This is a genomic window from Halioglobus sp. Uisw_031 (genome assembly GCF_047729875.1).
Lineage (GTDB): Bacteria > Pseudomonadota > Gammaproteobacteria > Pseudomonadales > Halieaceae > Marimicrobium.
Map to the genome: position 1 here is coordinate 3,484,982 of NZ_CP159826.1, position 24,774 is coordinate 3,509,755.

The following is a 24,774-nucleotide window of genomic DNA, read 5'->3' on the forward strand; positions in this document are numbered from 1 at the left end:
AAAAACAAATAACAGCATTAACGGAGTCAGGTGGAGTGGTGAGCGATGGGAATCACGAAGGCGATCTGCTTTGTATTAGTCCTTTTTTTTACCGGGTCTATAACGGCCAACAACTCAAAGTTTTCTGCCCTCAAAGGTAACCCTGGACTCCGTTCAGCGTCTGCTATCGTGCTTGATTCGGGTGGCAACCTGATCTACGGGAAAGACATAGACACGGTTAGACCCATCGCGTCCATCACCAAACTAATGACCGCTATGGTCATACTGGACGCCGGCTTGGATCTTGAAGAAGACATCGTCATCGCCGACCAAGATCGCGACTTCATTCGTATGACGGGTTCGCGCCTGAGTGTCGGAGCGACTCTGCAGCGCCGCGAACTGCTGCTACTCGCGCTGATGTCATCGGAAAACCGAGCCGCTGCCGCCTTGGGTAGAACCTACCCCGGAGGTCTTGAGCGCTTTGTAGCAGCAATGAACAGCAAGGCTGCCAGTCTTGGCATGTACAATAGCCAGTTCGCAGACCCTGCTGGGCTCAATGCGGACAACGTATCGACTGCCAGCGATCTGGCTAGAATGCTGGCCGCCGCCCAGGGTTACCCCATGATCACAGACGCAACTACGACCCTCCATCGTGATGTACAACCTTATGCTAGCAGAGGCCCCCTCACGTTCAATAACACCAACCGACTGCTGAAAAATGCGAACTGGAAGATTGAACTCAGTAAAACAGGCTATATCAATGAAGCCGGGCGCTGTTTGGTGATGAGCACCAATATCGATGGCGAAGCTGTGTCTATTGTGTTGCTGAATTCCTTTGGGAAATTAACGCCCTATGGCGACTCGAATAGGCTGCGAAAATGGATGCTGGCCAGTAGTCGAACGTAATACACACAGGATACCTGACACCCGTGAAGCATAGATTCGCTACCGTCTGCAGTGCACTGTTTTTCGCACTACACATAACCACTGCCCAGGCCGAAGCACCCAGTGACTCGGCACCTTTGGTGCAGATGTCCTTTGGTATTCTGGAGTTGGATAATCAAACGACCAGCCGGGACGGAAAGTCACAGGGCGCGGTGGACATTGATTTCAGCTCCCTCCCCAGCGGCGGCCTCGAGGTAGAGTACACGTTCGCCAAGGGGTGGGTGCACTGGGGTCTCAACCCCGGCGCAAGTGTTTCATGGAAAACGGATGACACGAGATTCTCCGGCAGCTCGACCAACGGCAATGGTGGCACCGTAGTGCTGGAAGCCGACAGTTCGCTGTTTTTGGCTGAGATTCACCTTGGCGGCTATGTGCGTGGACGACTAAGTGATCGCATCACGACCTACGCCGCCGCTGGTCCGATGGTGATGTACGGCTCACACGATGTGAATAATGAAAGCAGCATGTCCGCTCCACCACAGGTGACACCATCCAACACCGTAGTTTTCAAGGAAACCGACAGTTCCGATATTAATGTCGGGTATTACTTACGGGCAGGTATCGATTTCAGCATCCGGAAGAACCAGCACATCGGCTTCGGAATTCGCTACATGTCCACTGAGTTGGATTTCAATAAAACGGTTGGCAAGGTTGATATTAAGGGCCCTCTGTATGTCCTGACTTTTAGTACTCAGCTCTAGATGCTAGCAGATTTTATCCTGGCCCTATGCCTTGCTACCGCCGGCATTGATCCGAGACGACGCTTCCTCCACATGAAGCCCACAGTAACGACATCTGTTACCCCTCTTAAGTTGAATAGTTAAGCCACGGGACTTTCCTTCACCCTGTGGCTCAAACAGGGGTAGCAGAAGTGCTCACGCAGTCTATACTCGTGTATTGTTATAAAGAGACAAGGTGACACCATGGCAACGGCAGCTGACTACAATCTGGGCCCCAATACCTTTCCCCGGGGCTGGTTTATCGTGGCGGAGAGCAAAGAGCTGGATAAGGGCCCTATGGCCGTCCGTTATTTCGGTCAGGATCTAGCGTTATATCGTGGAGAAAGTGGAAAGCCGGTGTTACTGGACGCCTATTGCTCCCACATGGGCACACACCTGACCGCAAGTACCAGCGCCATGATTGTGAAAAACGGCGAGCAGATAGAGGGTGACTCTATTCGCTGTCCCTATCACGGCTGGCGCTACAACTCTGAGGGTGATGTTGATGACATTCCATACCACGATGGCCCTTGCCCAAAATCAGCTTCTATTCGCTCCTACCCAGTGGTGGATAACATGGGCTGCATCATGGCTTGGTATGATGCGGATGGCCGTGCGCCAGACTACGAGGCCCCGTCTTTACCGCAGTGGGATGACCCGCAGTGGGTGCGCTGGGAACTTGACCATCTGGGTGAGTTAGCAATACACACTCAGGAAATCCTAGACAACATGGCGGATGTTCGACACCTCGGGCCCACTCATGGCGCTCCAAGCGAGTACTTTGAGAACGAGTTCATCGATCACATCTATGTACAGCGGCAGGGCGGCCCAATGCAGCTGTACGAGACTTACCTTTACACCACCACTTGGTACACCGGCCCAGGAATATTACTCTCCAAACAGGTGTTTTCCGGTAACGTCATCTTCGAACTGATTGCCAATACACCTGTGGATGACGGGCTCACCAAATGCTTCCACGGCTGCCTGTTCAAGGGCAGCGCCGCGCAAGCAACGGATGAAGATCGCGAGATAGCCAAGCAGGCTCAGGCTGGAGCGTTAGAAGCCTTTGGTGCAGACTTCAATGTGTGGCAGAACAAGAAGCCAGCACTCAAAATTATGCAGATGAAAACTGACGGTCCGTTCCGTATCGGGCGTAAGTGGTATTCCCAGTTTTTCGCGGCTCCGGATAACGTCCTGTCAATCCAACAGGAGCTCAATGGCATAGTCCATACCGAAGGCATGCCGACACCGGCGGACTCTAACCACAACATTGATGACGGATTACCGTTTTAGCAGGGTGAAGCAACGCTGGCACCAACACCGTTTACAAAGTGTCAGTGGCTAGCCATGCTGCGCATGTCAAGAAATCGTCGGGGTCCGGCTTCGACAAGCGATTGAGCGGGCAACGTCAAAATGCAGGTATATCGGTCTGCGTGCGCCCGAGTATCAGCGCGTGAATATCCTGTGTGCCCTCATATGTGTTGACCACTTCGAGATTGACCATGTGGCGCATCACTGGATACTCATCGGAAATACCATTGCCTCCGAGCATGTCCCGCGCCTGGCGGGCAATGGCTAGGGATTTGCCACAGGAGTTGCGCTTGATGAGGGAGATCAGCTCTGGGGCGATCTGTCCGGCATCCATCAGCTGTCCGGCACGGAAACACCCCTGTAACGCGAGACTGATTTCAGTCTGCATATCCGCCAATTTTAACTGCACGAGCTGGTTCGCAGCCAGCGGGCGACCGAACTGAGTGCGCGATAGGGTGTAGTCCCGCGCGGTATGCCAGCAGGTTTCGGCGGCGCCTATTGCGCCCCAACTGATCCCGTAGCGCGCATTATTAAGGCACCCAAAGGGACCCTTCAGACCCTCAACATCCGGCAGCAATTGCGTCTCAGATACGAACACGTCCTGCATAATAATTTCTCCGGTGACGGAAGTACGCAGGGCGAGTTTTCCTTCTATCGTGGGCGTACTCAGTCCGGCCATGTCCCGTTCCAGAATAAAACCGCGAATTTTATCGTCGTCCGTTTTTGCCCAAATGACAAAGACATCCGCAATGGGGCTATTGGTAATCCACATCTTTGCGCCGCTGAGCCGGAAACCGTTGTCGACACTTCTAGCCCGCGTCTCCATGCCACCGGGGTCGGAGCCATGATCCGGTTCAGTCAAACCAAAACAACCAATCCATTCACCGGTGGCCAGTTTTGGCAGGTATTTCTCACGCTGCGCCTCACTGCCATAAGCATAAATAGGGTACATCACTAATGACGACTGGACGCTCATCATGGATCGATAACCAGAATCTACCCGCTCCACCTCTCGGGCGATAAGACCATAGGACGTGTAGTCCACGCCCGGGCAGCCGTAGCCATCGATGGTAGAACCCAACAGTCCCAATGCGCCCATCTCGCGAAAAATAGCCAGGTCGGTCTGCTCATTGCGAAAAGCCTCCCGCACCCGTGGCAGCAATTTTTCCTGTGCGTACTGACGCGCGGTATCGCGCACCATGCGCTGTTGCTCAGTCAGCTGCTGCTCTAGCAAGAATGGATCCTGCCAGTTCAGCGCCTGCCATTTTATCTGCTTTGCCATTTTTAAAACCTTCCTGTTCCGCTTCTTCGTATCAGCCGCGACTGGCTTTCATGTAAAGAAATTCCAGCGCCAGCGAGGCGCCCGCCAAGGCGGTCACCTCTGCATGATCGTAGGCGGGTGCTACTTCAACCACATCAAAGCCAACAATATTCAGATCTGCGATGCCACGCAAGATTTGCAATGCTCTGGAGGTACTCAGTCCACCGACGACCGGCGTACCCGTGCCCGGCGCAAAAGCCGGATCCAAGCAGTCGATATCGAAACTCAGGTAGGCCGGCGTATCACCGACCCTAGCCTTGATAGCGTCGATAACCGCCTGCGCCGACTGTTCATTGGCCTGGTCCGCGTTAATAACCTGAAACGCGTGATCGGCGTGATCGTACTCGGTCCGTATGCCAACCTGAACGGACCGAGAAGTATCAATGAGGCCCTCCTGCGGTGCTCGATAAAACATGCTGCCATGATCGTATTTTTCATGCGCAGAGTAAGTATCGGTATGGGCGTCAAAATGTATCAATGCCAGCTTGCCGTGCGCAGCGACGTGTCCGCGCAACAGTGCTAGCGTGACAAAATGATCGCCGCCCAGGCTAACCAATGTTTTCCCCGCACCAGTAATGCGCGCTGCGTGGGCCTCAACCTGTAACAGCATGTCATCACTATCACCCGCAGAGAATCGTATGTCACCATAGTCAATCGCGCGCAGGCGGCTAGCCAGCTGAAAATCCCAGGGCCAGCGTTGCTCCTCCCAGCGCAAGTTGGCGCTGGCCTGACGAATACCATTGGGACCGCTGCGTGCACCAGCGCGGCCACTCGTGGCCAGATCATAGGGAATGCCCATAACGACTGCGTCCAGAGCGGGCTGGTCGATGTCACGACTGAGGGGCAACCCCATAAAGCTGAAAACATTGGCGTAGGCGGAATCATCTGCCAAGGGTACAGCGCTCTCTATATCACCACTCACCGGGACCTCCTGATATCCTTGCGATTATACATGCGTCAAAAAAACTTACTTTAGGCCTGATCTGCGCGCAGCGCTAATATGGCTGACTGTCTACGGTGCCGCAGACTAACACCACTGGCTCTGCTGTCGTAAGATGATCAGGCAGCGCCATTATAGCGCCCAACGTGAGAATCACAGAATGAATAATGACACCGATACCGCCCGGTTGCGCAAATTGGATCAGGACCACCACCTGCATCCCTTCACCAATTTGAGCAGACACAGCCAGCAAGGTGGCCGTATCATTTCCCGTGCCGAACATATCTACATCTATGATAGCGACGGCAATAAGATGCTAGACGGCATGTCTGGGCTGTGGTGCTGCAATCTAGGCTACAGCCAAACCCTTATAAAAGATGCGATTTATGCGCAGTTACAGGCGCTGCCTTACTACAATAACTTCTTCCAGTGTGCCAACGAGCCGGCCGTCGAGCTCGCACGCGCTCTGGTGGAAATCACGCCCGCCCAGTTCAGCCATGTTTTTTTCACCAACTCCGGCTCTGAGGCGAACGACACCAATATTCGACTCGTTCATCGTTACTACAACCTACTGGGTAAGCCAAAAAAAACCCTCATCATCAGCCGCAAAAATGCGTATCACGGCTCGACCATCGCTGCCACATCACTCGGAGGCATGGGTGCCATGCGCAAGCAGACGCAGGGCCTCGACTACGTCCATCACATCAACCAACCCTACTGGTTTGCAGAGGGCGCCGACGAACTGCCTGACGAATATGGCATTCGCGTGGCCCGCGAACTCGAACAGAAAATCGACGAACTGGGGGAGGACCGAGTCGCCGCCTTTATTGCTGAGCCGGTGCAAGGTGCGGGTGGTGTCATTGTTCCTCCTCAGTCCTATTGGCCCGAGATCAAGCGCATCTGTAACGAGCGTGACATCCTCCTCATCATGGATGAAGTCATCTGTGGATTCGGTCGCACCGGAAATTGGTTCGGCAGTCAGAGCTATAATCTGGAACCTGACCTAATGACTTTCGCCAAAGCAGTGACCAATGGCTATATTCCACTGGGCGGCGTGATGGTGGGAGACAGGGTAGCCGAAGTTCTACTCAGCCACTCGGGCGAGTTCGCACATGGCATGACGTACTCGGGTCACCCCGCTGCCTGCGCTGCAGGTATTGCAACGCTGTCCGTGTTGCGCGAGCGCAACATTATCAAATCGGCGGCAGACGATATCGCACCGTATTTCCAGCAGCGCCTGCAGACACTGAAGGATCACCCCATCGTGGGCGAAGTGCGTGGTATTGGCATGCTGGGCGCAGTGGAATTGGTCAGGGACAAACACTCACGGGAGCGGTTAGCGCCGGATGCAGCAGGCGCCGTCTACTGCCGCGACAGAGCTAATGCGACAGGGCTGATGGTGCGTCAAAGCGGCGATACGATGATCACTGCGCCACCGCTGATCTGCAATCACAGTGAAATAGATTCTCTAGTGAATATGCTAAGCAAAACGCTGGACCAGACTGCTGAACACTTCAACATTCGATAGTCACGGGAGCCTCGCAAGACACCTTGGCGCGGATAAACACGGAAACGCCACTGGGGCTCAACCGAGAATATCATCCGCGACAAAGTACTTAGGGTCTTCGATCACATTGACTTCCACGAGGCTGCCGGCCTTGCGCAGTAATTTCCGACACTCTTCGCTCAGATGTACCAGATGCAGCGTCTTGCCGACGCTAAGATAGCGCTCGGCAAGTGTGTCTATGGCCTCAAGACCGGAGTGGTCGGCCACCCGAGAACGCGCGAAATCGATGACTACATCATCATTGTCCTTGGACGGATCAAAGCGCTCCAAAAAAGAGGTCACCGATCCAAAAAATAGCGGGCCGGTAACCGCGTAGACCGTTGAACCCTTATGATCTTCGCGTGCTTCCACCAGAATATGCTTGGCATGCTCCCAGGCAAAGACCAGTGCAGACACAATAACCCCCACAACAACGGCAATGGCAAGGTCAGTGGCCACAGTCACAGCGGACACCAGTAACAGGACCAGCGCATCGCTGCGCGGTACTTTGCGAATCACCCGGAAACTACTCCACTCAAAGGTGCCTATAACCACGATGAACATCACACCGATCAGAGCGGCCAGTGGAATTTTTTCAATCAGTGAAGACCCCACCAGAATAAAAAGCAGCAAACACAATGCAGCAGTGATGCCCGAGAGCCGACCACGACCACCCGAGTTCACATTAATCATGCTTTGGCCAATCATAGCGCAGCCACCCATGCCACCAAACAGACCCGTCGCTGTATTGGCGATGCCCTGAGCAACACACTCCTTGTTTCCGCGGCCCCTAGTTTCGGTGATTTCATCGACTAGGCGCAGCGTTAACAACGACTCAATCAAGCCAATCGATGCAAGAATAACCGCATAGGGAAAGATAATGATCAATGTATCGAAACTAAAGGGCACCGAGGGGATATGAAAGCTGGGCAGTCCGCCCTTGATCGAAGCCACATCACCGACCACTCGAGTTTCCAGATCTAACCCGAAAACCAATCCGCTGACTACCAGAATAGCCACCAGAGACGACGGCAAAGCCCGCGTATAACGTGGCAGGAAATGAATAATCGCCATCGTCAGCGCGACCAGCCCCAGCAAGACATGCAATTGCGAACCCTCTATCCAAGAGACATCAAGAATAGATCCCTGCATAAACGTATCCTGCAACCAACCCGGTTCTCCGGCCACGCCGAACTGGCCCAGTTGCGCTAGAAAAATCACGATCGCCAAACCGTTCACAAAGCCGAGCATAACCGGGTAGGGCACCATGCGAATGAATTTCCCCAGCTTTAGGACCCCAGCACTAATCTGCAGGACCCCCATCAACACCACCGTCGCAAACAGGTACTCCACGCCGTGATCGGCCACTAGCGCTACCATTACCACGGCAAGCGCACCGGTAGCGCCGGAAATCATGCCCGGACGGCCACCAAGACAAGCGGTGATCAAGCCCACCATAAACGCGGCATACAGGCCGACCAGCGGCTGAACACCGGCTACAAAGGCAAATGCCACGGCTTCCGGCACCAGCGCCAAAGCCACAGTCAACCCGGACAGGATGTCGTTTTTGGCGCTCGCGATTTTGCTCGGCTGAATCTCAAACATCTTTATTTCTCGTCAACAGGAAGCGCCCACCCGAATGATAGGGCAAGGAACTGGATCAAATAACTGGACCAATCGGCGAAGGTGTTCTTGTTATGCGACCACAGGAGGGGACGGCATTCTAGTGGATGGACCTAGGCAGTACAATCGCAGGGAGGCTGACTGTGAAGATGTCACAATTTGCCTACTAGCACCTATAATCGGCTGACAAGTCCATAATTAGTACATCTCCCCTTATTTAACGAGGAATGCAGAATGAGCGAACGCCAGGTACTCAATAAAAAGAATCTCGGAATAACCGCTGGCCTGCCGTTAAAGGCCAGCGAAGGTAGCATTGAAGAACTGCGCAACGATATTCAACGACTAATGGACATTGAGGCTATTAAGCAGCTTAAACACGCATACTTCCGCTGCGTAGACACCGCAAACCTCGAAGAGTTAGCCACCCTGTTTCACAACGACGTCACTGTGCATTTTCGCGGTGGTAACTACGAGTGGAAACTTCAGGGCAAGCATGAGTATGTCGCCAGCATCGGTCAGTCTTTCACCACCGAAGCCGTAGGGCAACACAACGCGCACCACCCGGAGATCCAAATCTTAAGTGACACCGAGGCCACAGCTCTTTGGTACCTCGCAGACAATATGTGGATTCTCAACCACAATTTCAAAACCCACGGCACCGCACTCTACTGGGATCGCTATCTGAAAGTGGATGGCAGGTGGCTGATCAAAGACACCAACTACGAGCGTATCTACGAGATCAATGACGCGTTGGAAGAGCGGCCCAAATTCAGCTCACATTATCTGGGCGTGCACGGCACTAAGCCACAGACCTAAAGTCGACTGAGCCAAAGATACTCAGGCCACTTCAGTGGCCGCTTTTATTTGGACCCGGGGTTGAGATACTCATGCAGACGCACTGCAGATTGTTGCCCGAATAAAATATCACAGGCCTCATGCAGGCCCGGAGCACCGGCGATATCTTCACGGCGCACAACCTGCTCTATTTTGGATCGACGACGCATAAAGTCCTCTAGTGTGACAATCATCTCCCGGCGGGCAGCCAACTCAATTTCGCAACGCGTGTATTCTGCATTCTCAATTAACAGTGCGGCACTACTTTCGTCTTCGCGAATACGCTCAAGCAAACCAAAAGCACTTTCGGCATAGCGACGCCAGAAGCGTTCGGATAATGGCTCCGAAGATGAAGGATCCGTCAGCGCATCCAAGTCCATCAGCTTTGCCTGCAACATGAATTCATCCCGCAGTTCCGCTCCAGGCTCGCCGTACCATCGATTGCCTGCCTGAGGCACAGCCACACCCAAGCGCTCGACCCACGCCGCCACCTCGTCCCCCACATTGAGGCAGTCGGTTAATTTGCCGCCGAAGATACTCAAGTGCCGGTGTGCTTCATCCACTTCGATAACATGCTTGCGTGACAGCTGCACCCAATCAGCCTCTCCACTCTCCCCCTTGATAGCCAGTGGCCGCACACTCGCCCGTTCGGCTATTATGCTCGCTCTGGTGAGCGGCTGATCAAGGTTCAGTAATACGTTGGTATTTTCCAACAAAAAATCGCGATCTTCATCGGTCACCTCGACGTCAGGAGAATAGACCTGAGTATCCGTTGTACCGATACACGTTTTCGGTCCCATAGGAATCAGAAAGAACATCCGCCCATCGCTGGCAAAGAACGTCAGCACCCTTGGGCTGTCGGTGATCTGATCAACAATCAGATGGACACCCTTTGAAAACAGATGGTGATACTGCGTCTGTTGGGCCTCGATACGGTTTTGCGCATCCACCCAAGGGCCACAGGCGTTTATCACAAGCTTTGAGCGTATTTCGAATTGCGCTCCAGTAGTCATTTCCCGCGCACGAGTCACCCACTGCCCTTCCTCTCGACGAGAGCTTACGGACTCCACATAGTTAGCGGCGATGCATCCGAAGTTTAAACTCTTGCGAATGAAGTTGAAGACGAAGCGGGCGTCATTGTCGTACAGATAACAGTCAGAGTATTCCAGACCGCCCGTCGCTTTGCTGGTGTCAATCACAGGCTCTGCAGCCCTGATACCACGCGCGCTAATGTAGCGCGGTGCCCGGGTGGCAAACCGCCCCATAAGCCAATACAACACACTACCAAGGTAAATGAAAAATGGCGGAAAGCGAAAACCGCGCTGGATAGTAGTTAGAAAGCGAATCTCTTTCACCGTGGATGGGTATGCGCGCATTAATCGGTTGCGCGATTTACACAGTTTGTTGACCAGAAAAAACTCCAGGCTCTCAAGGTACTTGATGCCACCCCAGGCCAGGTTAGAAGAGTTGGAACTCACACCGCCGCCAAAATCGCCCCGGTCAATCAAGGCAACCCGTACACCTCTGCCCGCCAAAGATGCAGCGCTAACAGCGCCATTAACACCGCCTCCAACGATCAGCACGTCAAAGGGCTGCTCGGCGAGTTTTTTCACATTATTGTCGCGCAGTGTGACTGGCATTTAGCTCAGCTCCATAGTCAAAGTTTTCGGAGATTCTCGCTGCAACCGAATCGACCCTATAATTTCCAGTAGCGCCGACAAAGAACAATAAAGTTTTTAGCACTGCCACTGAGGTTCTTGCCCACGCGAAAATAAAGTCCCACCTGCTTGTCGATGCGACCGAAGGATACATCATCCATGATACGAAAATTGGCGCAACTAGGATGCTCCTCTAGCAACTTGCGGTCGATGAAGGTCACACCCATACCCTCTTCTACCATATGAATGCGCAGCGGCAGGCTACTCACTTCCCAAACGGTACTGAACTGATCACGCAGCCGCTGGATGGAGGGGCGCAGTTCCGGGTTGTCTAATGCTGAAGCAATCAGAGGTGTCAGCTTGAGCGCTCCTTCATCTCCATTAATCATTTCCGCATACTGCGGGTGCCTGGGACTCACCACCAAATGGCGCGAGTCTCCATAAAGAGGAAGTGTTTCAAACGCGACCATATCTTTTTGAAAAGGTCCAAGGCCCAACTCTGCATTGCCCGAGAGCACGGCGGAAATAATACTGCGGGATGGCATTTCTGCCACCTTCATTCGAGTATGGGGGTTTTCCTTATAGTACGCGCTGATTAATGCGGGTGCGTCAAAACGATTAACGGAGGCGCTCAGTGCCAAGCTCAAGGTCTCGGTCTTCCCCTGTTTAAGCTGCACAATATCTTCCAGCGTTTGCTGCTCATCCAACAAAACATCTACCGCATGGTCAAACAGACGTCGGCCCACGTCGGTCAGCCTGAGCTCTTTGCCGCGCTGCACCAAAGGGGCCTCCAGCTTGAATTCTAGCCCCGCCACAGCCTGACTCACGGCGGACTGACTGATATGTAACGCGTCCGCCGCGCGCCTGAAGCCACCTTCTTCTATTACAGCCCGGAAGGCACGCAACTCGCTATTTTCTAATCTCATATTAGCTATTCTAATACATTGATAAGTATAATTAACTCTTCTAATTGGCTTGGCAGGCCTATAATGCGAAATATTACCACTTTCGAGTAAACGCGCATGCCTTCTGAAGAACCCATTTTTTCAACTGATTTAGCCGGAATTATTGTCGGAGAAACGACAATATCGGACGTGCAGGGCGAAATCGGCCTGCTCAGTTATCGCGGTATCGACATAAATGATATGGTCGGAGTGCCCTTTCTGCATGTGGTCTGGATGGTGCTGTTCGGAGAATGGCCCACCGAGCAGCAGAAAAGTCAGCTGAAGGCATTTATGTGCCGCCATTCTCACCTTAGCCGCACCGAAATCGACCTTTTGCAGCAGGTTCCAAACGGTATTCACCCAATGTTGATGCTGCAAGGATTAGTGCCACTACTCACTCTGCCTGAGGAAGAGACGCTAGAGATCGGCCAGGACGCTGAACAGGGTCTGTTTCTGGCCGCGAAAATTTCTGCACTGGTCGCCGCCCGCCATCGCCTGTCCCAGAACAAAGTGATCCTGCAACCGGTGCCCGGAAAACTGTTCCATGAAAACTTTTTAACCATGCTACACGGCACTGCCCCGAGCAAGGAACAAGTGCGTATGCTAGATGCTGCCCAGATATTACAAATGGAACACAGTTACAACTGCGGTACCTTTGCCGGTCGCGTCTGCGCCAGCACCCTCGCACCGATCCAGTCTTGCATATCAGCCTCTATCGGTACGTTATTCGGTAAATTACACGGCGGCGCCGATCAGGCCGCACTGGAAATGGCCATCGCAATCGGCAGCCCTGAGAAGGCTGATGCCTATGTCAAAGAGTGCCTCGCGAACAAAGTCAAAATCATGGGCATGGGCCACCGTGAATACCGCACTGTTGATCCCCGCGCCAAGATCCTCAAGCCGATGGCCGTAGAACTGTGCAAGGATGAAGAGAGCAAAAACCTACTGGCCACGCTGGTCGCGGTAGAGGAGGCCTGCCAGCGCGAATTTGCCAACAAGGACAAGGAAATCTGGGCCAATGTGGAGTTCTACAAGGGCGCGGTGTTTCACAGCCTCGGTATTTCCGCCCCCAATTTCACCGCTATGTTCGCCATGTCGCGCGTCTATGGCTATATCGCCCACTTCCTGGAATTCCGCCGCGATAGTCGTCTCATTCGACCGCGCGCACGCTACACCGGCCCTGCTGTTAACCCACGAAAAAAATCCGCCGCCTAAACCGACAGCGGTGCCGCCGCTACCGGTGGCACCTCACCCTCTGTGATACAAAACGATGTCATCGCAACGACTTGCGGAAACCTTATGGTTGCTCGTGTTTAGTGTCATAATGCTTACCACTGACACCGAGCGCTTCTGCACGTTTTTGGATTGAACCGACCCTATGCGATTTGGCGTACTTAAATTTTTATGCCTCGTTCTCACCTGCCTTGCCCTGTTGGCCTGCGGCGGCCGTGAATCCAATGTCGTTCAGGGCAATCGCGATGGCATATTGCACTTCGGAAATGGCGCAGAACCACAGGGCTTGGATCCTCATGTTGTGACCGGAATTCCAGAAAGCCTGATTATTAATGCGCTCTTCGAAGGACTTACCGTCAAAAATCCGCACACCCTGGAATCAGAGCCGGGTGTAGCACAACGCTGGGACATCAGCGACGATGGCCTGACGATTACATTTCACCTCAACCCTGAGGCCAAGTGGTCCAACGGCGACCCCATGAACGCCGAGGATTATGTCTGGTCATGGCGGCGCGCGCTGAATCCCGCTATGGGTAATCAGTACGGTTATATGCTTTACCCACTGAAAAACGCCGAAGCGTTTGCCACCGGAAAAATACAAGACTTCTCTGACGTCGGCGTCAAGGCTATCGACGAACACACTCTACAGGTGCAACTCAACACACCCACGCCCTATTTCATACAACTCATGGACCATCACAGCACCTTCGCTCTGCACCGGCCTACCATCGAAAAGCACGGTAAAGCCACTGACCGCTTTACGCCTTGGACCAGAGTCGAGAATATCGTCAGTAATGGCGCTTTCCGCCTCAAGGACTGGCAACTAAACCGCCGCCTGAGTGTTGAAAAAAGTGACACCTATTGGGACCGGGACCGAGTGCAACTTAACGGTATTGTGTTCTATCCCACAGAAAATATTGCCAGTGAAGAACGCATGTTTCGGGTGGAACAACTGCATTACACGCAGACCATTCCACTAGAGAAAATCCCCGTGTATCGCGCAATGAAAGACAGCCCGTATGCCAACGCACCTTATCTCGGCACGTACTACTATCTTCTCAATATCAATGAACCACCGCTGGATGATGTGCGCGTGCGGCAGGCACTTTCCATGGCACTGGATCGCGAACGTCTCAACAATACCGTGCTACACAAAAGTAATGTGCCAGCCTACAGCATTACGCCTCCCGGCACTTTGGGCTACCAGCCACCCAAAGTGTTCGACCACAATATAGAAGCCGCGCGAGAACTACTGGCAGAGGCGGGTTATCCTAACGGTAAAGGATGGCCGGGACTGGAACTCACCTATAATACCAGTGAAAGTCATCTGAAAATCGCAGTGGCGCTGCAACAGATGTGGAAAGACGCACTCAACATCGACATCACGCTCACCAACCAAGAGTGGAAGGTCTATCTCGACTCAGTGGACCAGATGGATTTCCAGATGGCGCGGCGCGGATGGATAGGGGACTATGTTGACCCCAACAATTTCCTCGACCTGTTCCTGTGTGGCGGCGGCAACAACAGCACTGGTTTTTGCGACCCTGACTATGACGATATGATCCAGCATCAAGCGCCTCAAGCCAAGTCGCGGGAGGAGCGCTATGCAATCTTCCATCAGGCAGAGACACGGCTGATGGAACAGATGCCAATTATTCCTATCTACACCTATACCAGTAACCACCTGATCCACCCCAGTGTGCGGGGCTTGCCACCCAACCTGATGGATTACGTAAACTTCAGATACATCTGGCTGGATAAAAACCAGGAAGTCGCTGAGTAATGTGGCGGTTTATCGTCTCTCGTCTATTACAAGCTATTCCAGTATTACTGGTGGTCATCACTGTGACCTTTTTCCTCATACGAATGGCTCCTGGCGGACCCTTCGACAGCGAAAAGGCCGTTATCCCAGAGGTTAAGGCAGCACTTGAAGCCCAATACCGATTAAACCTGACGCTATTTGAGCAATACACTGCCTACCTAAATGATCTATCTCATGGGGACCTAGGACCCTCCTTTAAATACCCTGGGCGAAGCGTCAACGAGTTGATTGCGGCCGGCTTTCCCGTCACCGCAGAACTTGCGCTATACGCGCTGTTGGTAGCACTCGTCATCGGTGGTGTGGCCGGGGTCGTGGCCTCACTGAAGCCCAATACTGCGCAGGACTATATCCCCATGTCCGTTGCCATGATCGGCATCTGCATGCCGTCACTTCTACTTGGACCGATCCTGATACTGGTCTTTGGCGTCTATCTGGATTGGCTGCCGGTTTCAGGCTGGGGCGACAGTCCGGGAGACAAGATATTGCCGGCGATTACGCTCGGGGCTGCCTATGCGGCCTACATCGCCAGACTCAGTCGGGCCGGCATGCTGGAAGTGATGTCGCAAGATTATATTCGCACCGCCCGTGCCAAGGGCCTCCCCGAGTGGCAGGTGGTCAGCCGTCACGCCCTGCGCGGCGGAATGATTCCGGTCGTGGCATTCCTGGGACCGGCCTTCGCAGGGTTGCTGTCAGGTTCCTTTGTGGTTGAAACCATCTTCCAGATACCCGGTCTCGGTCGTTTCTATGTGCAGGCCGCCTTCAATCGCGACTACACCATGATCCTGGGTTCTACGGTATTTCTGGCAACGCTCATCGTGGTTTTTAATCTGCTGTCCGACATACTCGCCGCTTGGATGAATCCGCGCCTGCGTAACCAGTTAAGGGCGCAGTAGTGATGACTGCACCGGCAATGAATAGTATCGCGCAAACGGAACAGGGGACCTCGCTATGGCGAGACGCTTGGCTGCGCCTGCGCCGCAATCGACTGGCCGTATTAGGACTCACGGTGTTATTGCTGTTCATTGTCATTGCTGCTGCCACCCCCTGGATTGCGCCTTATGATTATGCGCAGCAGGACCTGGAACTAGGCGCTACGCCACCGTCTGCAGCACACTGGTTGGGTACAGATATTTTCGGCCGCGACCTGCTCACACAAATTATGTTCGGTGGCCGCATATCCTTGGCGGTAGGGTTTATTGCCACGGCCGTGGCTTTGTTGATTGGCGTAACTTGGGGCGCCATTGCCGGCTACATGGGCGGTCGCGTGGACACCGTAATGATGCGTCTAGTAGACATCATCTATGCCCTGCCTTTTATGATTTTTATTATCTTGTTGATGGTGGTATTTGGCCGGAATATGCTGCTACTGTTTCTCGCGATCGGTGCCGTAGAGTGGCTGACGATGGCGCGTATTATGCGCTCACAGGTGCAGTCCCTGCGCCAACAGGAATTTGTTGAGGCGGCGATCTCCCTGGGCCTGCCGACCGCCGCCATTATTCGCCGCTACCTAATCCCCAATGCACTAGGGCCCATTATCGTGTACACCACGCTAACCATTCCCAGCGTCATGTTGTTGGAAGCTTTTCTTAGTTTCTTAGGCTTAGGCGTGCAGCCCCCCGAGACCTCATGGGGACTACTCATTTCGTATGGCGCAGAATCTATGGAGGAGTATCCCTGGCTATTATTGTTTCCTGGTCTTGCCCTGACGCTGACACTGTTTTCGCTTAATTTCCTCGGCGACGGACTGCGCGACGCGCTGGACGTGCGCGGCGCAAAGGACTGATCCGATGCTTGAAGTACACAATCTAACCGTCAGTTTTGTCACTCGCATGGGGACCAACAAGGCCGTAGACAATGTCAGCTTTACCGTAGACTCCGGAAAGATCACTGCCATTATTGGTGAATCAGGCTCGGGGAAGTCAGTGGCCTGCTGCAGCCTACTAGGACTTATACCGCAGCCGCCCGGGCGCATCGATAGCGGCCGCGCCCTGTTTCAGGGTCAGGACCTGTTGCAGCTCAGCGAGGCCCAACTGCGCAAAATACGTGGGCGTGACATCGCCATGGTGTTTCAGGATCCCATGACCTGCCTTAACCCTTACATGACGGTTGGCGATCAGCTAATGGAGCCGCTGTTGTATCACAAAAAAGTATCCCGCGCCGACGCCCGCCCGCGCGCACTCGAACTGCTGGAAGAAGTCGGTATTCGAGACTGTGCCTCTGTCATCGACCACTATCCACACCAGTTCTCTGGCGGAATGCGCCAGCGGGTCATGATCGCGATGGCGCTGATCAATGAGCCGAAGCTGTTGATCGCAGACGAGCCGACCACGGCTTTAGATGTCACCATACAAGCGCAAATACTTGAGCTGTTGGCGGACCTACAGAAACAGCGAGAGATTGGCATTGTCTTTATCAGTCACGATCTGGCAGTGATCGCCGACATCGCAGATCAGATTGTTGTGATGCAAGAGGGTAAGGTGGTAGAGACCGGAAGCTGCCACGATATCTTCCACAACGCCCAGCATCCTTACACCCAAAAACTGTTGGGGGCGATTCCTAGGGGTGGCAAGCAAACTACATTACCACCCTCAGCACCACTGCTTCAGATTCGAAATTTGTGTACCTGGTTTCAACAGGGCAACGCACCGGTAAAGGCCGTTGACGATGTGAGTTTCGATATCTATCGTGGTGAAGTTCTGGGTCTGGTAGGAGAGTCAGGCAGTGGAAAGTCCACCATCGGGCGCTCAATTTTGCGCCTCATTAAAACCACCTCCGGGCAGGTCACCTTTGATGGAATCGACGTCACTGAATTACGCCCCAGCGATCTTAAAATCCTGCGGCGCAGAATGCAGTTTATTTTTCAGGACCCGTTCGCCTCACTGAATCCACGTATGACAGTGTATGAGACACTGGCTGAACCACTTTTACTGCACGGCATCAAAAGTCGAAGTACCGTCGCAGCTAGCGTGCTACAGCTAATGGATGACGTAGGCCTGGCTCGCGCATTCGCGCGCAAGTACCCCCACGAATTTTCCGGTGGCCAGCGCCAGCGCATTGCCATTGGCCGCGCTCTGGCCACACGTCCTGAGTTTGTAGTGGCCGACGAACCGGTTTCCGCTCTGGATGTCACCATTCAGGCGCAAATACTGGAACTGATGCGGGAGCTGGGACGCGAATATGGGCTCACCATGCTCTTTATCTCGCATGACTTGGCAGTTGTGCGTCAACTCGCAGATCGCATTGTGGTGCTGCAGGCAGGGAAAGTTGTTGAGCAGGCCAGCGCCTGGAATTTATTCGAACACCCGCAACAGGCGTACACCCGTCAATTGTTGCAGTCGATTCCCGGTCGCTCCCTGATGGGGGCCGAGCTTGATCGTGCTTGATCGCGCTTGATTATGTCTAGCTTGCCCGCTGAACCAGAGGCTGTGTGTGCTACGCTTAACAGCGGTCAGGCTAATAAAATTTAAAACAGGGACTTTTGATGCTAGACATTATTGCCAATTCATCCACAGCGGTCGATCCGGTAGTGCATGCTATCGAGCACTCGGTTGCACCGGCTTTTTTACTGACCGGAATCGGGGCTTTATTATCCGTCCTAACTAATCGCCTTGCGCGAGTCGTCGATCGTTTCCGCGCGCTCAATACCAAACAAAAAGAAGGCCTCGACTTTCGTAGAGAAAAAACCACCTTGGCACAGCGCGCGCGACTCATTCAGTGGGCTATCAGTTTGTGCACCGTTGCTGCGCTACTAATTTGTATTGTTATCGCCGCATTATTTATTGGGTCATCGTTGGATGTCGCTCCATCTGGGATCATTGAGCTTTTGTTTATTGCCGCCATGCTTGGGGTCATCAGCGGCCTTTTGTGTTTTCTGCGCGAAATTCGTTTGGCCACCGGAGTCATTGAGTTGTCGAGCGAGAACTAAATGTTAGTCGAGTTCGGGTTTGGGCGAACGGTTCTGGCGACAGGCAATACAGTTCACAAAAGTATCGTTTCTTATACTCTTGAGATACCGTTTTAGTCTGGACAGTATAGGCTGTCACGTAGACTTAAGCCTGATGGTACTTGAGGCCGATTCTGCCATTTAGACGAAGCGCAAATCATCCACACCACACCTCTTTGGAGAAGGGACGCTAATGAGCTACAATTACGATCCTGAATTGGCATCCCTGCTGGAATTTTTGCCGGACGTATCATTGGGCATCAGCGAGCCCGTTAAAGCACGTGCCGGTTTTCTGGAATTGGTCGCACAGCTTAATGCGGATATCGACCAACACGGCGTTGCCATTCATAACCGCAGTATTCCCGGGCCGACGGGTGCTCCGGATGTGGCGATACGTCTATACTCGCCCGAGGGACTGGAGCAGGCAGTGCCGGCAATACTGCACATTCATGGCGGCGGCTTTGTCATAGGCGACCTAGACAGTGAACTGGGATCTTGTGTCGCCTTATGTCGCCAGTTGGGCGTTGTCGTAGTCTCAGTCGACTACCGACTCGCGCCAGAGACACCGTATCCTGGACCGCTAGAGGATTGTTATGCCGCCCTTGAATGGGTGAGTAGCAACAGCGCACAACTGAGTACAGACCCCACACGAATCGCCGTTTTCGGACAGAGCGCGGGCGGCGGACTTGCCGCCGCAACCTGCCTCTTGGCCAAGGATCGCGACGGTCCGGATATCTGCTTTCAGTATTTGGGCATCCCCGAGCTGGACGACCGTTTGCAAACGCCCAGCATGCAGCGCTTTGTTGATACTCCTATGTGGAATCGGCCGAACGCTGAGCTAAGCTGGGACTTTTACCTGGGCGATCAGTACCAGCGCGGTGCAGATGATGTGCCTTACCATGCTGCGCCGGCTCGCGCGGAGGATCTTACGGGCCTGCCGCCAGCCTACATCAGTACGATGGAATTCGATCCGCTGCGCGATGAAGGTGTACAGTACGCTCTAAACTTGATGCAAGCAGGCGTCGCCACTGAATTACACAGCTTTCCTGGGACCTTCCACGGCTCCGCGCTTTTCTCTACGGCCCAAGTGAGTCAGCGCGAGTCAGTAGAAATGTTTGCCGTTCTGCGGCGCGCATTGCACATTGAGCACTGAAAAAACGTAACCATAACCCCTGATATCTGGAGACACCATGACCGCCGACGCATTACACCACCAGCCCCTTATGCCTGATCTGCTTATCGATGGCCTCAATCGCTATAACGACGAGCCGTGCTTGTTCCTCGGTGACAAAGTCGCCACTTACAAGGATGTGCGCGAGAGTGCCAGCCAGATGGTGCAGGCCCTTCAATCCAAAGGCTTGGGCGTAGGAAGCAGAATTGCCATCATTTCCACCAACCGTCCAGAAGTGCTATCAAATATCGCCGCGATGCAACTCAACGGGTGTATCGGTACGCCTCTGCACCCTCTGGGGTCAGTCGATGATCATGCGTACGTACTGGAAGCCGCCGAAATCGAAACGCTCATCTTTGATACTTCCGTGTTTACAGAATTAGCGGAGGCGCTAAAGCAGCGCGTGCCGACATTGAAAAATCTGCTGGGCTTTGGCCCAAGTGAGGTGGGTGACGATTATCTGGCGTTGGCGGCAACTTTTGAGCCAAAACCCTTAGTCGCTCCAGACGTCTCGCCGGACGATATCGCCTCAGTCAATTTCACCGGCGGCACGACGGGTAAACCCAAAGGCGTGATGAGCACCTACAGCGTGACCTCCTATATGACGCAAATTCAGATGGCCGAATGGGAATTCCCCGAGGAACTGCGCATGCTTATGGCGACGCCGCTGTCGCATGCAGCCGCGGCCTTCTTCGTCCCAGTACTGCAAAAAGGCGGTGCGTTCTATGTCATGCAGGGCTTCAGCCCCGATGAGTTCTTCGACATGGTAGAACAACACAACATCACCTGCACTATGTTGGTCCCGGTAATGCTGTATTTCCTGCTGGACTCGCCGCGGTCTGCAACCGCCAACATGTCCAGCATGGAAACCATTTTCTACGGCGCCTCCGCGATGAACCCGACTCGCCTAGTGGAAGGCATTAACAAGTGGGGCCAGATTTTCTACCAGTTTTTCGGCCAGTCAGAGTGCCCGATGGTCATCTCAAACATGACCAGAAAGGAGCACGACCTGTCCAAGCCCGAGCGCTTATCCTCCTGCGGTCGTCCCAGCCCGTGGATTCACTTGAGCCTGCGCGATCCCGAGGGCAATGAGGTGCCACGCGGAGAGCCTGGCGAAATCTGTATTCGCGGTCCTCTGATTATGAAAGGCTACAAGGATATGCCAGAACAAACTGCCGAGGCGTTTGCCGGCGGATGGCTACACACGGGGGATGTCGGCAAGTTGGACGACGATGGCTTTCTCTATATCGTAGATCGCACCAAGGACATGATCGTTACCGGCGGTTTCAATGTATTCCCACGCGAAGTCGAGGATGTCCTAGGTACACACGAAGCAGTCGGGCAGGTTGTCGTCATCGGCGTCCCCGATGAGCAGTGGGGCGAAGCCGTAAAAGCCGTTATCGTGCTCAAACCCGACTTTGAGGCCAGCGAGGAACTCATATCGTCCATGCAGGCACTGGTGAAAAAAGCCAAGGGTTCGGTGCAGTCACCCAAGTCTATCGATTTCGTAGCGGCTATTCCGCTAACGCCGGTGGGTAAACCTGACAAGAAAACGGTGCGGGCACAGTATTGGGTGGATAGTGATCGTGGTGTTGGCTAAGCGCTATCCATTTTTTTCCTCGGTTGAGGGGCCGTCGTGAATTCAGGCAGCATACTATCGGGACTCGCGACGGTGCCGGCAACGGCAGTAATGGCTGTCCTCATCGTTGTTGCAGCCTGCAGCCCGGTAGAAGACCCTAGCCTATTCCCTGAGTTCAATGCGGCAAGCGCAATACCACCCCCAACCAAAGAAAACACTGCGTTCAACCCTGAGCGCAACCTCTACTGGGGCGACCTGCACATTCACACCAGCTACTCCACCGACGCCTATATCAGCGGCGTAAAGGCGACGCCGAACGACGCCTACACCTTTGTAAAAGGCGGGGAAATCAAGCATGCCGGCGGCTACGGCATTCGCATGAGCAGGCCGCTGGACTTCGCCGCAGTCACCGACCACTCGGAGTACATCGGTGTGCTGCGTGCCACTGATCCTGACCTGCCACTTAAAAAGCGTGGACTGCGCGAACGACTACTCAAAGACGGCCGCATCAGTAACACCTTGCTGATGGCCCAGACGATGTTGGGCTTCGACCTGGAAAACGCACTAGTCCCCGGCTGGAAAGATTTCAGCCGAGCCGCATGGCGTGACATTGTAGCAACGGCAGAGAAACACAATGATCCCGGTCGCTTTACAGCGTTCATCGGCTACGAATGGAGTTCCATGCCGGGAGAGCGCAATCTGCATCGCAATGTCATTTACCGCAGTGCTCACGTGCCAGAACTACCATTCAGTTCAGTGGATTCTGAAGATCCCCGAGATTTGTGGACCGCGCTGGAACAACAACGCAAACAGGGCATGACGTCTTTTGCGATTCCTCACAATGGCAATGTCAGTGACGGGCGCATGTACGACGAGGTGATGTACGACGGGAAAGTGATGGATGCCAGCTATGCGCGCAGACGGATGGAAAACGAACCTCTGAGCGAAATATTTCAGGTCAAGGGCTCCTCGGAAACACACCCACTGCTTTCCAATGAAGACGAGTTCGCAGGGTTTGAAATTTATGACACCCTGCTGTCACAGAGCCAAGAAGACTCGCGCGCTAGGGGCAGTTATATCCGCGATGCGCTGCGCACCGGGCTGGAAATGTCACACAACGAGGGTTTCAACCCCTACCGCTTTGGTGTGATCGGAAGTTCCGACGGACACAATGCCAGCTCGCCAGTCGACGAAAACAACTACCATGGCAAATTGCCTATTCTCGATGGCAGCGCCGGACTGCGCATGGGAGAAGCCAACTTCTACCCCGCCAGCATGCCGGGTGGCCAACGCTGGAGTAGCGCCGGACTGGCGGCGGTGTGGGCTCAGGAGAACACACGGGGATCGCTTTACGATGCGATGCTGCGCAAGGAAACCTACGCCACATCTGGGCCACGCATAGTTGTACGTTTTTTTGGTGGTTGGAATTATCCCAAAGACTTGTTTAAGCAGCAGAACTGGATAGCGCAAGCAGAACAACACGGCGTCGCTATGGGGCAAACATTGCCTACCGGTGATGCCGCAGCACCCGCTTTTGCCGTGTGGGCCATGCGTGATCCCCTCAGTGGCAATCTGGACAGAATACAAATCATCAAAGGCTGGGTAGACGACGCTGGTAAGTCTCATGAAAAGGTATTTAATGTCGCATGGTCGGGGCTGCGGAGTCTAGACACTGCAGGCAACTTACCCGGGGTCGGCAACACGGTCGATGCAACAACGGCCACTTATGCCAATAGTATTGGCAGCGGCCAATTATCTGCAGTCTGGACAGATCCGGAGTTTGATCCAATCCAAGAGGCGTTCTACTACGCCAGAGTCATAGAAATCCCAACACCGCGCTGGTCTACCTACGATGCGGTGACACTCGGAGTCCCGGCGCCCGAGCCTATCAGCCTGCAGGAGCGCGCTGTTACTTCAGCGATCTGGTACCAGCCGCAATAGAATACCTACGCTGGTTTTGCGATGCTCGTCAGGATTTGCATCACGTTTTTACTGTCCAATAAGCGTGGCACTGGATACGTCGCGCCCTCTTGAATCGCCTGCTGCGTGATGGCTTCAAAGTCTACGCGTTTAATCACATCCATCTGTTCTGGAATCCCCACTTCTGTGCGCAGTTCTCGCACCGCGTCGATAAACTTCCGTGCGAGAACAGCTGGGGCCTCACCTTCGCTGCCAACGCCGACCAGTAGGCTCAACTCAGCAAGGCTTTGTTGTGCTTCCTGACAACAAAATTCAAGCACGTGCGGCAACACCAGCGCGTTTGCCAGTCCGTGTGGAATCCCGTACTTACCGCCAAGTTGATGCGCAATAGCGTGCACATTACCGACATTGACCTGATTGATCGCAAGACCAGCATAGTAGGCTCCCATAGCCATACCGTTACGCGCATCCAAATTCTTGCCGTCATGATAGGCCGTTGCCAAGTTATCAAAAACCAACTTGATCGCCAGGCGCGCATCCTCTAACCGTGTGCCACGCTCCCACACACCGATATAGGCTTCAATGCCGTGGGTTAGCGCATCCATACCCGTTGCTGCTGTGATGTGCGGCGGCAGGCCTAACATGAGATCTGCATCTAATGCGGCAGCAAGTGGCAGTAAACAGTCGCCCATAATAATCGCTTTCTCATGGGTTGCCGCATCAGAAATCACCGCCCCTATGGTCGCCTCTGAGCCCGTTCCCGACGTTGTAGGAATGGCGTAAAGCTTTAGAATAGGATGCTTTATTTTACCAATGCCTACCCAGTCTACTGGGGATGCATCACTGGTCGCCGCCGCAGCAATGACCTTCGCGGCATCGATGGACGAGCCGCCACCGATGGCCAAGACCACCTCACTGCCATGGGCCTTGGCCACCGCCGCGCCCTCAACAACCTGAGCGAAAGTGGGGTCAGGTAATACACCATCGTAATAGGCGACATCGACATCCGCCGCCAGAAGTACTGCTATCGCACTCTCGACAACGCCGAGTTCACGCAGAGGCTTATCGGTGACGACGATCACTTTTTTAGCGCCGGTACGAATAATGTGTTCACACAGCTGACCTGAACTCCCGGTGCCGGCAAACACCGTGTGCCGCAAAGAAGGCGCGAAAAAAACCACCACGGTCATTATTTTTAGGTACGCGGCATGTAACATCTTTCGAATAAACATTGGCATAAAGCACTCCACTGACGGGTTAGATATTTGCACTCGCTTTCTATTGTA

General features: G+C 53.8%; 20 protein-coding genes. 14 read left to right on the plus strand and 6 right to left on the minus strand.

Annotated features, from left to right (window positions below; genetic code table 11):
* Positions 1 to 45 precede the first annotated feature (45 nt).
* The 3 genes from pbpG to ABXT62_RS15725 all read left to right on the plus strand — a co-directional run bounded on the left by pbpG (position 46) and on the right by ABXT62_RS15725 (position 2,936).
* Positions 46 to 885, plus strand: a complete 840-nt coding sequence (pbpG, locus tag ABXT62_RS15715) for a D-alanyl-D-alanine endopeptidase (RefSeq protein WP_415356253.1) — start codon at positions 46 to 48, stop codon at positions 883 to 885.
* A gap of 23 nt (positions 886 to 908) precedes the next feature.
* Positions 909 to 1,625 (plus strand): outer membrane beta-barrel protein, encoded by a 717-nt coding sequence (locus ABXT62_RS15720; RefSeq protein ID WP_415356254.1) that lies wholly within the window; start codon positions 909 to 911, stop codon positions 1,623 to 1,625.
* 222 nt (positions 1,626 to 1,847) lie between these two features.
* Positions 1,848 to 2,936 carry a Rieske 2Fe-2S domain-containing protein gene (locus tag ABXT62_RS15725; protein WP_415356255.1) on the plus strand — a complete coding sequence of 363 codons (1,089 nt, stop codon included), beginning with the start codon at positions 1,848 to 1,850 and terminating at the stop codon, positions 2,934 to 2,936.
* A 115-nt stretch (positions 2,937 to 3,051) separates the two neighbouring features.
* Here the strand turns inward: ABXT62_RS15725 and ABXT62_RS15730 are convergent, their stop codons facing one another.
* Both ABXT62_RS15730 and speB read right to left on the minus strand, forming a co-directional pair.
* Positions 3,052 to 4,236 carry an acyl-CoA dehydrogenase gene (locus ABXT62_RS15730; protein ID WP_415356256.1) on the minus strand — a complete coding sequence of 395 codons (1,185 nt, stop codon included), beginning with the start codon at positions 4,234 to 4,236 and terminating at the stop codon, positions 3,052 to 3,054.
* Between the two features lie 31 nt (positions 4,237 to 4,267).
* Entirely contained in the window at positions 4,268 to 5,197 is a 930-nt protein-coding gene (gene speB, locus ABXT62_RS15735; RefSeq protein WP_415356257.1) for an agmatinase, read from the minus strand.
* Between the two features lie 178 nt (positions 5,198 to 5,375).
* On the opposite strand from speB, the gene ABXT62_RS15740 reads away from it, so the two are divergent.
* The gene (locus tag ABXT62_RS15740; RefSeq protein WP_415356258.1) at positions 5,376 to 6,743 is read left to right on the plus strand and encodes an aminotransferase; all 1,368 of its coding nucleotides are present in this window, start codon (positions 5,376 to 5,378) and stop codon (positions 6,741 to 6,743) included.
* A gap of 57 nt (positions 6,744 to 6,800) precedes the next feature.
* Here the strand turns inward: ABXT62_RS15740 and ABXT62_RS15745 are convergent, their stop codons facing one another.
* Positions 6,801 to 8,366: a SulP family inorganic anion transporter gene (locus ABXT62_RS15745; RefSeq protein WP_415356259.1), complete on the minus strand. Its 1,566-nt coding sequence runs from the start codon at positions 8,364 to 8,366 to the stop codon at positions 6,801 to 6,803.
* Between the two features lie 252 nt (positions 8,367 to 8,618).
* Here ABXT62_RS15745 and ABXT62_RS15750 point away from each other — a divergent pair, with 252 nt between their 5' ends.
* A complete protein-coding gene (locus tag ABXT62_RS15750) occupies positions 8,619 to 9,200 on the plus strand; it encodes a nuclear transport factor 2 family protein (RefSeq protein WP_415356260.1) in 582 nt (193 codons plus the stop codon).
* Positions 9,201 to 9,244: 44 nt separating this feature from the next.
* Here the strand turns inward: ABXT62_RS15750 and ABXT62_RS15755 are convergent, their stop codons facing one another.
* Positions 9,245 to 10,858, minus strand: coding sequence for an FAD-dependent oxidoreductase (locus tag ABXT62_RS15755; RefSeq protein WP_415356261.1), 1,614 nt, complete (start codon positions 10,856 to 10,858; stop codon positions 9,245 to 9,247).
* Positions 10,859 to 10,914: 56 nt separating this feature from the next.
* Positions 10,915 to 11,802, minus strand: coding sequence for a LysR family transcriptional regulator (locus ABXT62_RS15760; RefSeq protein WP_415356262.1), 888 nt, complete (start codon positions 11,800 to 11,802; stop codon positions 10,915 to 10,917).
* A gap of 96 nt (positions 11,803 to 11,898) precedes the next feature.
* Here ABXT62_RS15760 and ABXT62_RS15765 point away from each other — a divergent pair, with 96 nt between their 5' ends.
* The 9 genes from ABXT62_RS15765 to ABXT62_RS15805 all read left to right on the plus strand — a co-directional run bounded on the left by ABXT62_RS15765 (position 11,899) and on the right by ABXT62_RS15805 (position 23,509).
* A complete protein-coding gene (locus ABXT62_RS15765; RefSeq protein ID WP_415356263.1) occupies positions 11,899 to 13,035 on the plus strand; it encodes a citrate/2-methylcitrate synthase in 1,137 nt (378 codons plus the stop codon).
* Positions 13,036 to 13,198: 163 nt separating this feature from the next.
* On the plus strand, positions 13,199 to 14,836 hold the full coding sequence (locus ABXT62_RS15770; RefSeq protein WP_415356265.1) for a peptide ABC transporter substrate-binding protein: 1,638 nt from the start codon (positions 13,199 to 13,201) through the stop codon (positions 14,834 to 14,836).
* Entirely contained in the window at positions 14,836 to 15,768 is a 933-nt protein-coding gene (locus tag ABXT62_RS15775; protein ID WP_415356266.1) for an ABC transporter permease, read from the plus strand. The genes ABXT62_RS15770 and ABXT62_RS15775 overlap by 1 nt, the downstream gene beginning before the upstream one ends.
* A 2-nt stretch (positions 15,769 to 15,770) precedes the next feature.
* A complete protein-coding gene (locus ABXT62_RS15780; RefSeq protein WP_415356267.1) occupies positions 15,771 to 16,658 on the plus strand; it encodes an ABC transporter permease in 888 nt (295 codons plus the stop codon).
* Between the two features lie 4 nt (positions 16,659 to 16,662).
* Complete coding sequence (locus tag ABXT62_RS15785) at positions 16,663 to 18,258, plus strand: ABC transporter ATP-binding protein (protein WP_415356268.1); 1,596 nt, start codon at positions 16,663 to 16,665, stop codon at positions 18,256 to 18,258.
* A 98-nt stretch (positions 18,259 to 18,356) separates the two neighbouring features.
* Positions 18,357 to 18,800, plus strand: a complete 444-nt coding sequence (locus ABXT62_RS15790) for a DUF2721 domain-containing protein (protein ID WP_415356269.1) — start codon at positions 18,357 to 18,359, stop codon at positions 18,798 to 18,800.
* Positions 18,801 to 19,011: 211 nt separating this feature from the next.
* Positions 19,012 to 19,971: an alpha/beta hydrolase gene (locus tag ABXT62_RS15795; RefSeq protein WP_415356270.1), complete on the plus strand. Its 960-nt coding sequence runs from the start codon at positions 19,012 to 19,014 to the stop codon at positions 19,969 to 19,971.
* A gap of 37 nt (positions 19,972 to 20,008) precedes the next feature.
* Positions 20,009 to 21,589, plus strand: coding sequence for an AMP-binding protein (locus ABXT62_RS15800; protein WP_415356271.1), 1,581 nt, complete (start codon positions 20,009 to 20,011; stop codon positions 21,587 to 21,589).
* A gap of 36 nt (positions 21,590 to 21,625) precedes the next feature.
* Positions 21,626 to 23,509, plus strand: a complete 1,884-nt coding sequence (locus tag ABXT62_RS15805; protein WP_415356272.1) for a DUF3604 domain-containing protein — start codon at positions 21,626 to 21,628, stop codon at positions 23,507 to 23,509.
* A 5-nt stretch (positions 23,510 to 23,514) separates the two neighbouring features.
* Here the strand turns inward: ABXT62_RS15805 and ABXT62_RS15810 are convergent, their stop codons facing one another.
* Positions 23,515 to 24,726, minus strand: a complete 1,212-nt coding sequence (locus ABXT62_RS15810; protein ID WP_415356273.1) for an iron-containing alcohol dehydrogenase — start codon at positions 24,724 to 24,726, stop codon at positions 23,515 to 23,517.
* Positions 24,727 to 24,774: the final 48 nt, after the last annotated feature.

Bases quoted from the DNA above. Each gene is read 5' to 3' on its own strand.
- ABXT62_RS15770 (WP_415356265.1), top strand. From the start codon at position 13,199: ATGCGATTTGGCGTACTTAAATTTTTATGCCTCGTTCTCACCTGCCTT.
- ABXT62_RS15795 (WP_415356270.1), top strand. From the start codon at position 19,012: ATGAGCTACAATTACGATCCTGAATTGGCATCCCTGCTGGAATTTTTG.
- ABXT62_RS15755 (WP_415356261.1), bottom strand. From the start codon at position 10,858: ATGCCAGTCACACTGCGCGACAATAATGTGAAAAAACTCGCCGAGCAG.
- ABXT62_RS15800 (WP_415356271.1), top strand. From the start codon at position 20,009: ATGACCGCCGACGCATTACACCACCAGCCCCTTATGCCTGATCTGCTT.
- ABXT62_RS15745 (WP_415356259.1), bottom strand. From the start codon at position 8,366: ATGTTTGAGATTCAGCCGAGCAAAATCGCGAGCGCCAAAAACGACATC.
- ABXT62_RS15725 (WP_415356255.1), top strand. From the start codon at position 1,848: ATGGCAACGGCAGCTGACTACAATCTGGGCCCCAATACCTTTCCCCGG.
- ABXT62_RS15775 (WP_415356266.1), top strand. From the start codon at position 14,836: ATGTGGCGGTTTATCGTCTCTCGTCTATTACAAGCTATTCCAGTATTA.
- ABXT62_RS15765 (WP_415356263.1), top strand. From the start codon at position 11,899: ATGCCTTCTGAAGAACCCATTTTTTCAACTGATTTAGCCGGAATTATT.
- ABXT62_RS15750 (WP_415356260.1), top strand. From the start codon at position 8,619: ATGAGCGAACGCCAGGTACTCAATAAAAAGAATCTCGGAATAACCGCT.
- ABXT62_RS15780 (WP_415356267.1), top strand. From the start codon at position 15,771: ATGACTGCACCGGCAATGAATAGTATCGCGCAAACGGAACAGGGGACC.
- ABXT62_RS15790 (WP_415356269.1), top strand. From the start codon at position 18,357: ATGCTAGACATTATTGCCAATTCATCCACAGCGGTCGATCCGGTAGTG.
- ABXT62_RS15730 (WP_415356256.1), bottom strand. From the start codon at position 4,236: ATGGCAAAGCAGATAAAATGGCAGGCGCTGAACTGGCAGGATCCATTC.
- pbpG (WP_415356253.1), top strand. From the start codon at position 46: ATGGGAATCACGAAGGCGATCTGCTTTGTATTAGTCCTTTTTTTTACC.
- ABXT62_RS15785 (WP_415356268.1), top strand. From the start codon at position 16,663: ATGCTTGAAGTACACAATCTAACCGTCAGTTTTGTCACTCGCATGGGG.
- ABXT62_RS15760 (WP_415356262.1), bottom strand. From the start codon at position 11,802: ATGAGATTAGAAAATAGCGAGTTGCGTGCCTTCCGGGCTGTAATAGAA.
- ABXT62_RS15740 (WP_415356258.1), top strand. From the start codon at position 5,376: ATGAATAATGACACCGATACCGCCCGGTTGCGCAAATTGGATCAGGAC.
- ABXT62_RS15810 (WP_415356273.1), bottom strand. From the start codon at position 24,726: ATGCCAATGTTTATTCGAAAGATGTTACATGCCGCGTACCTAAAAATA.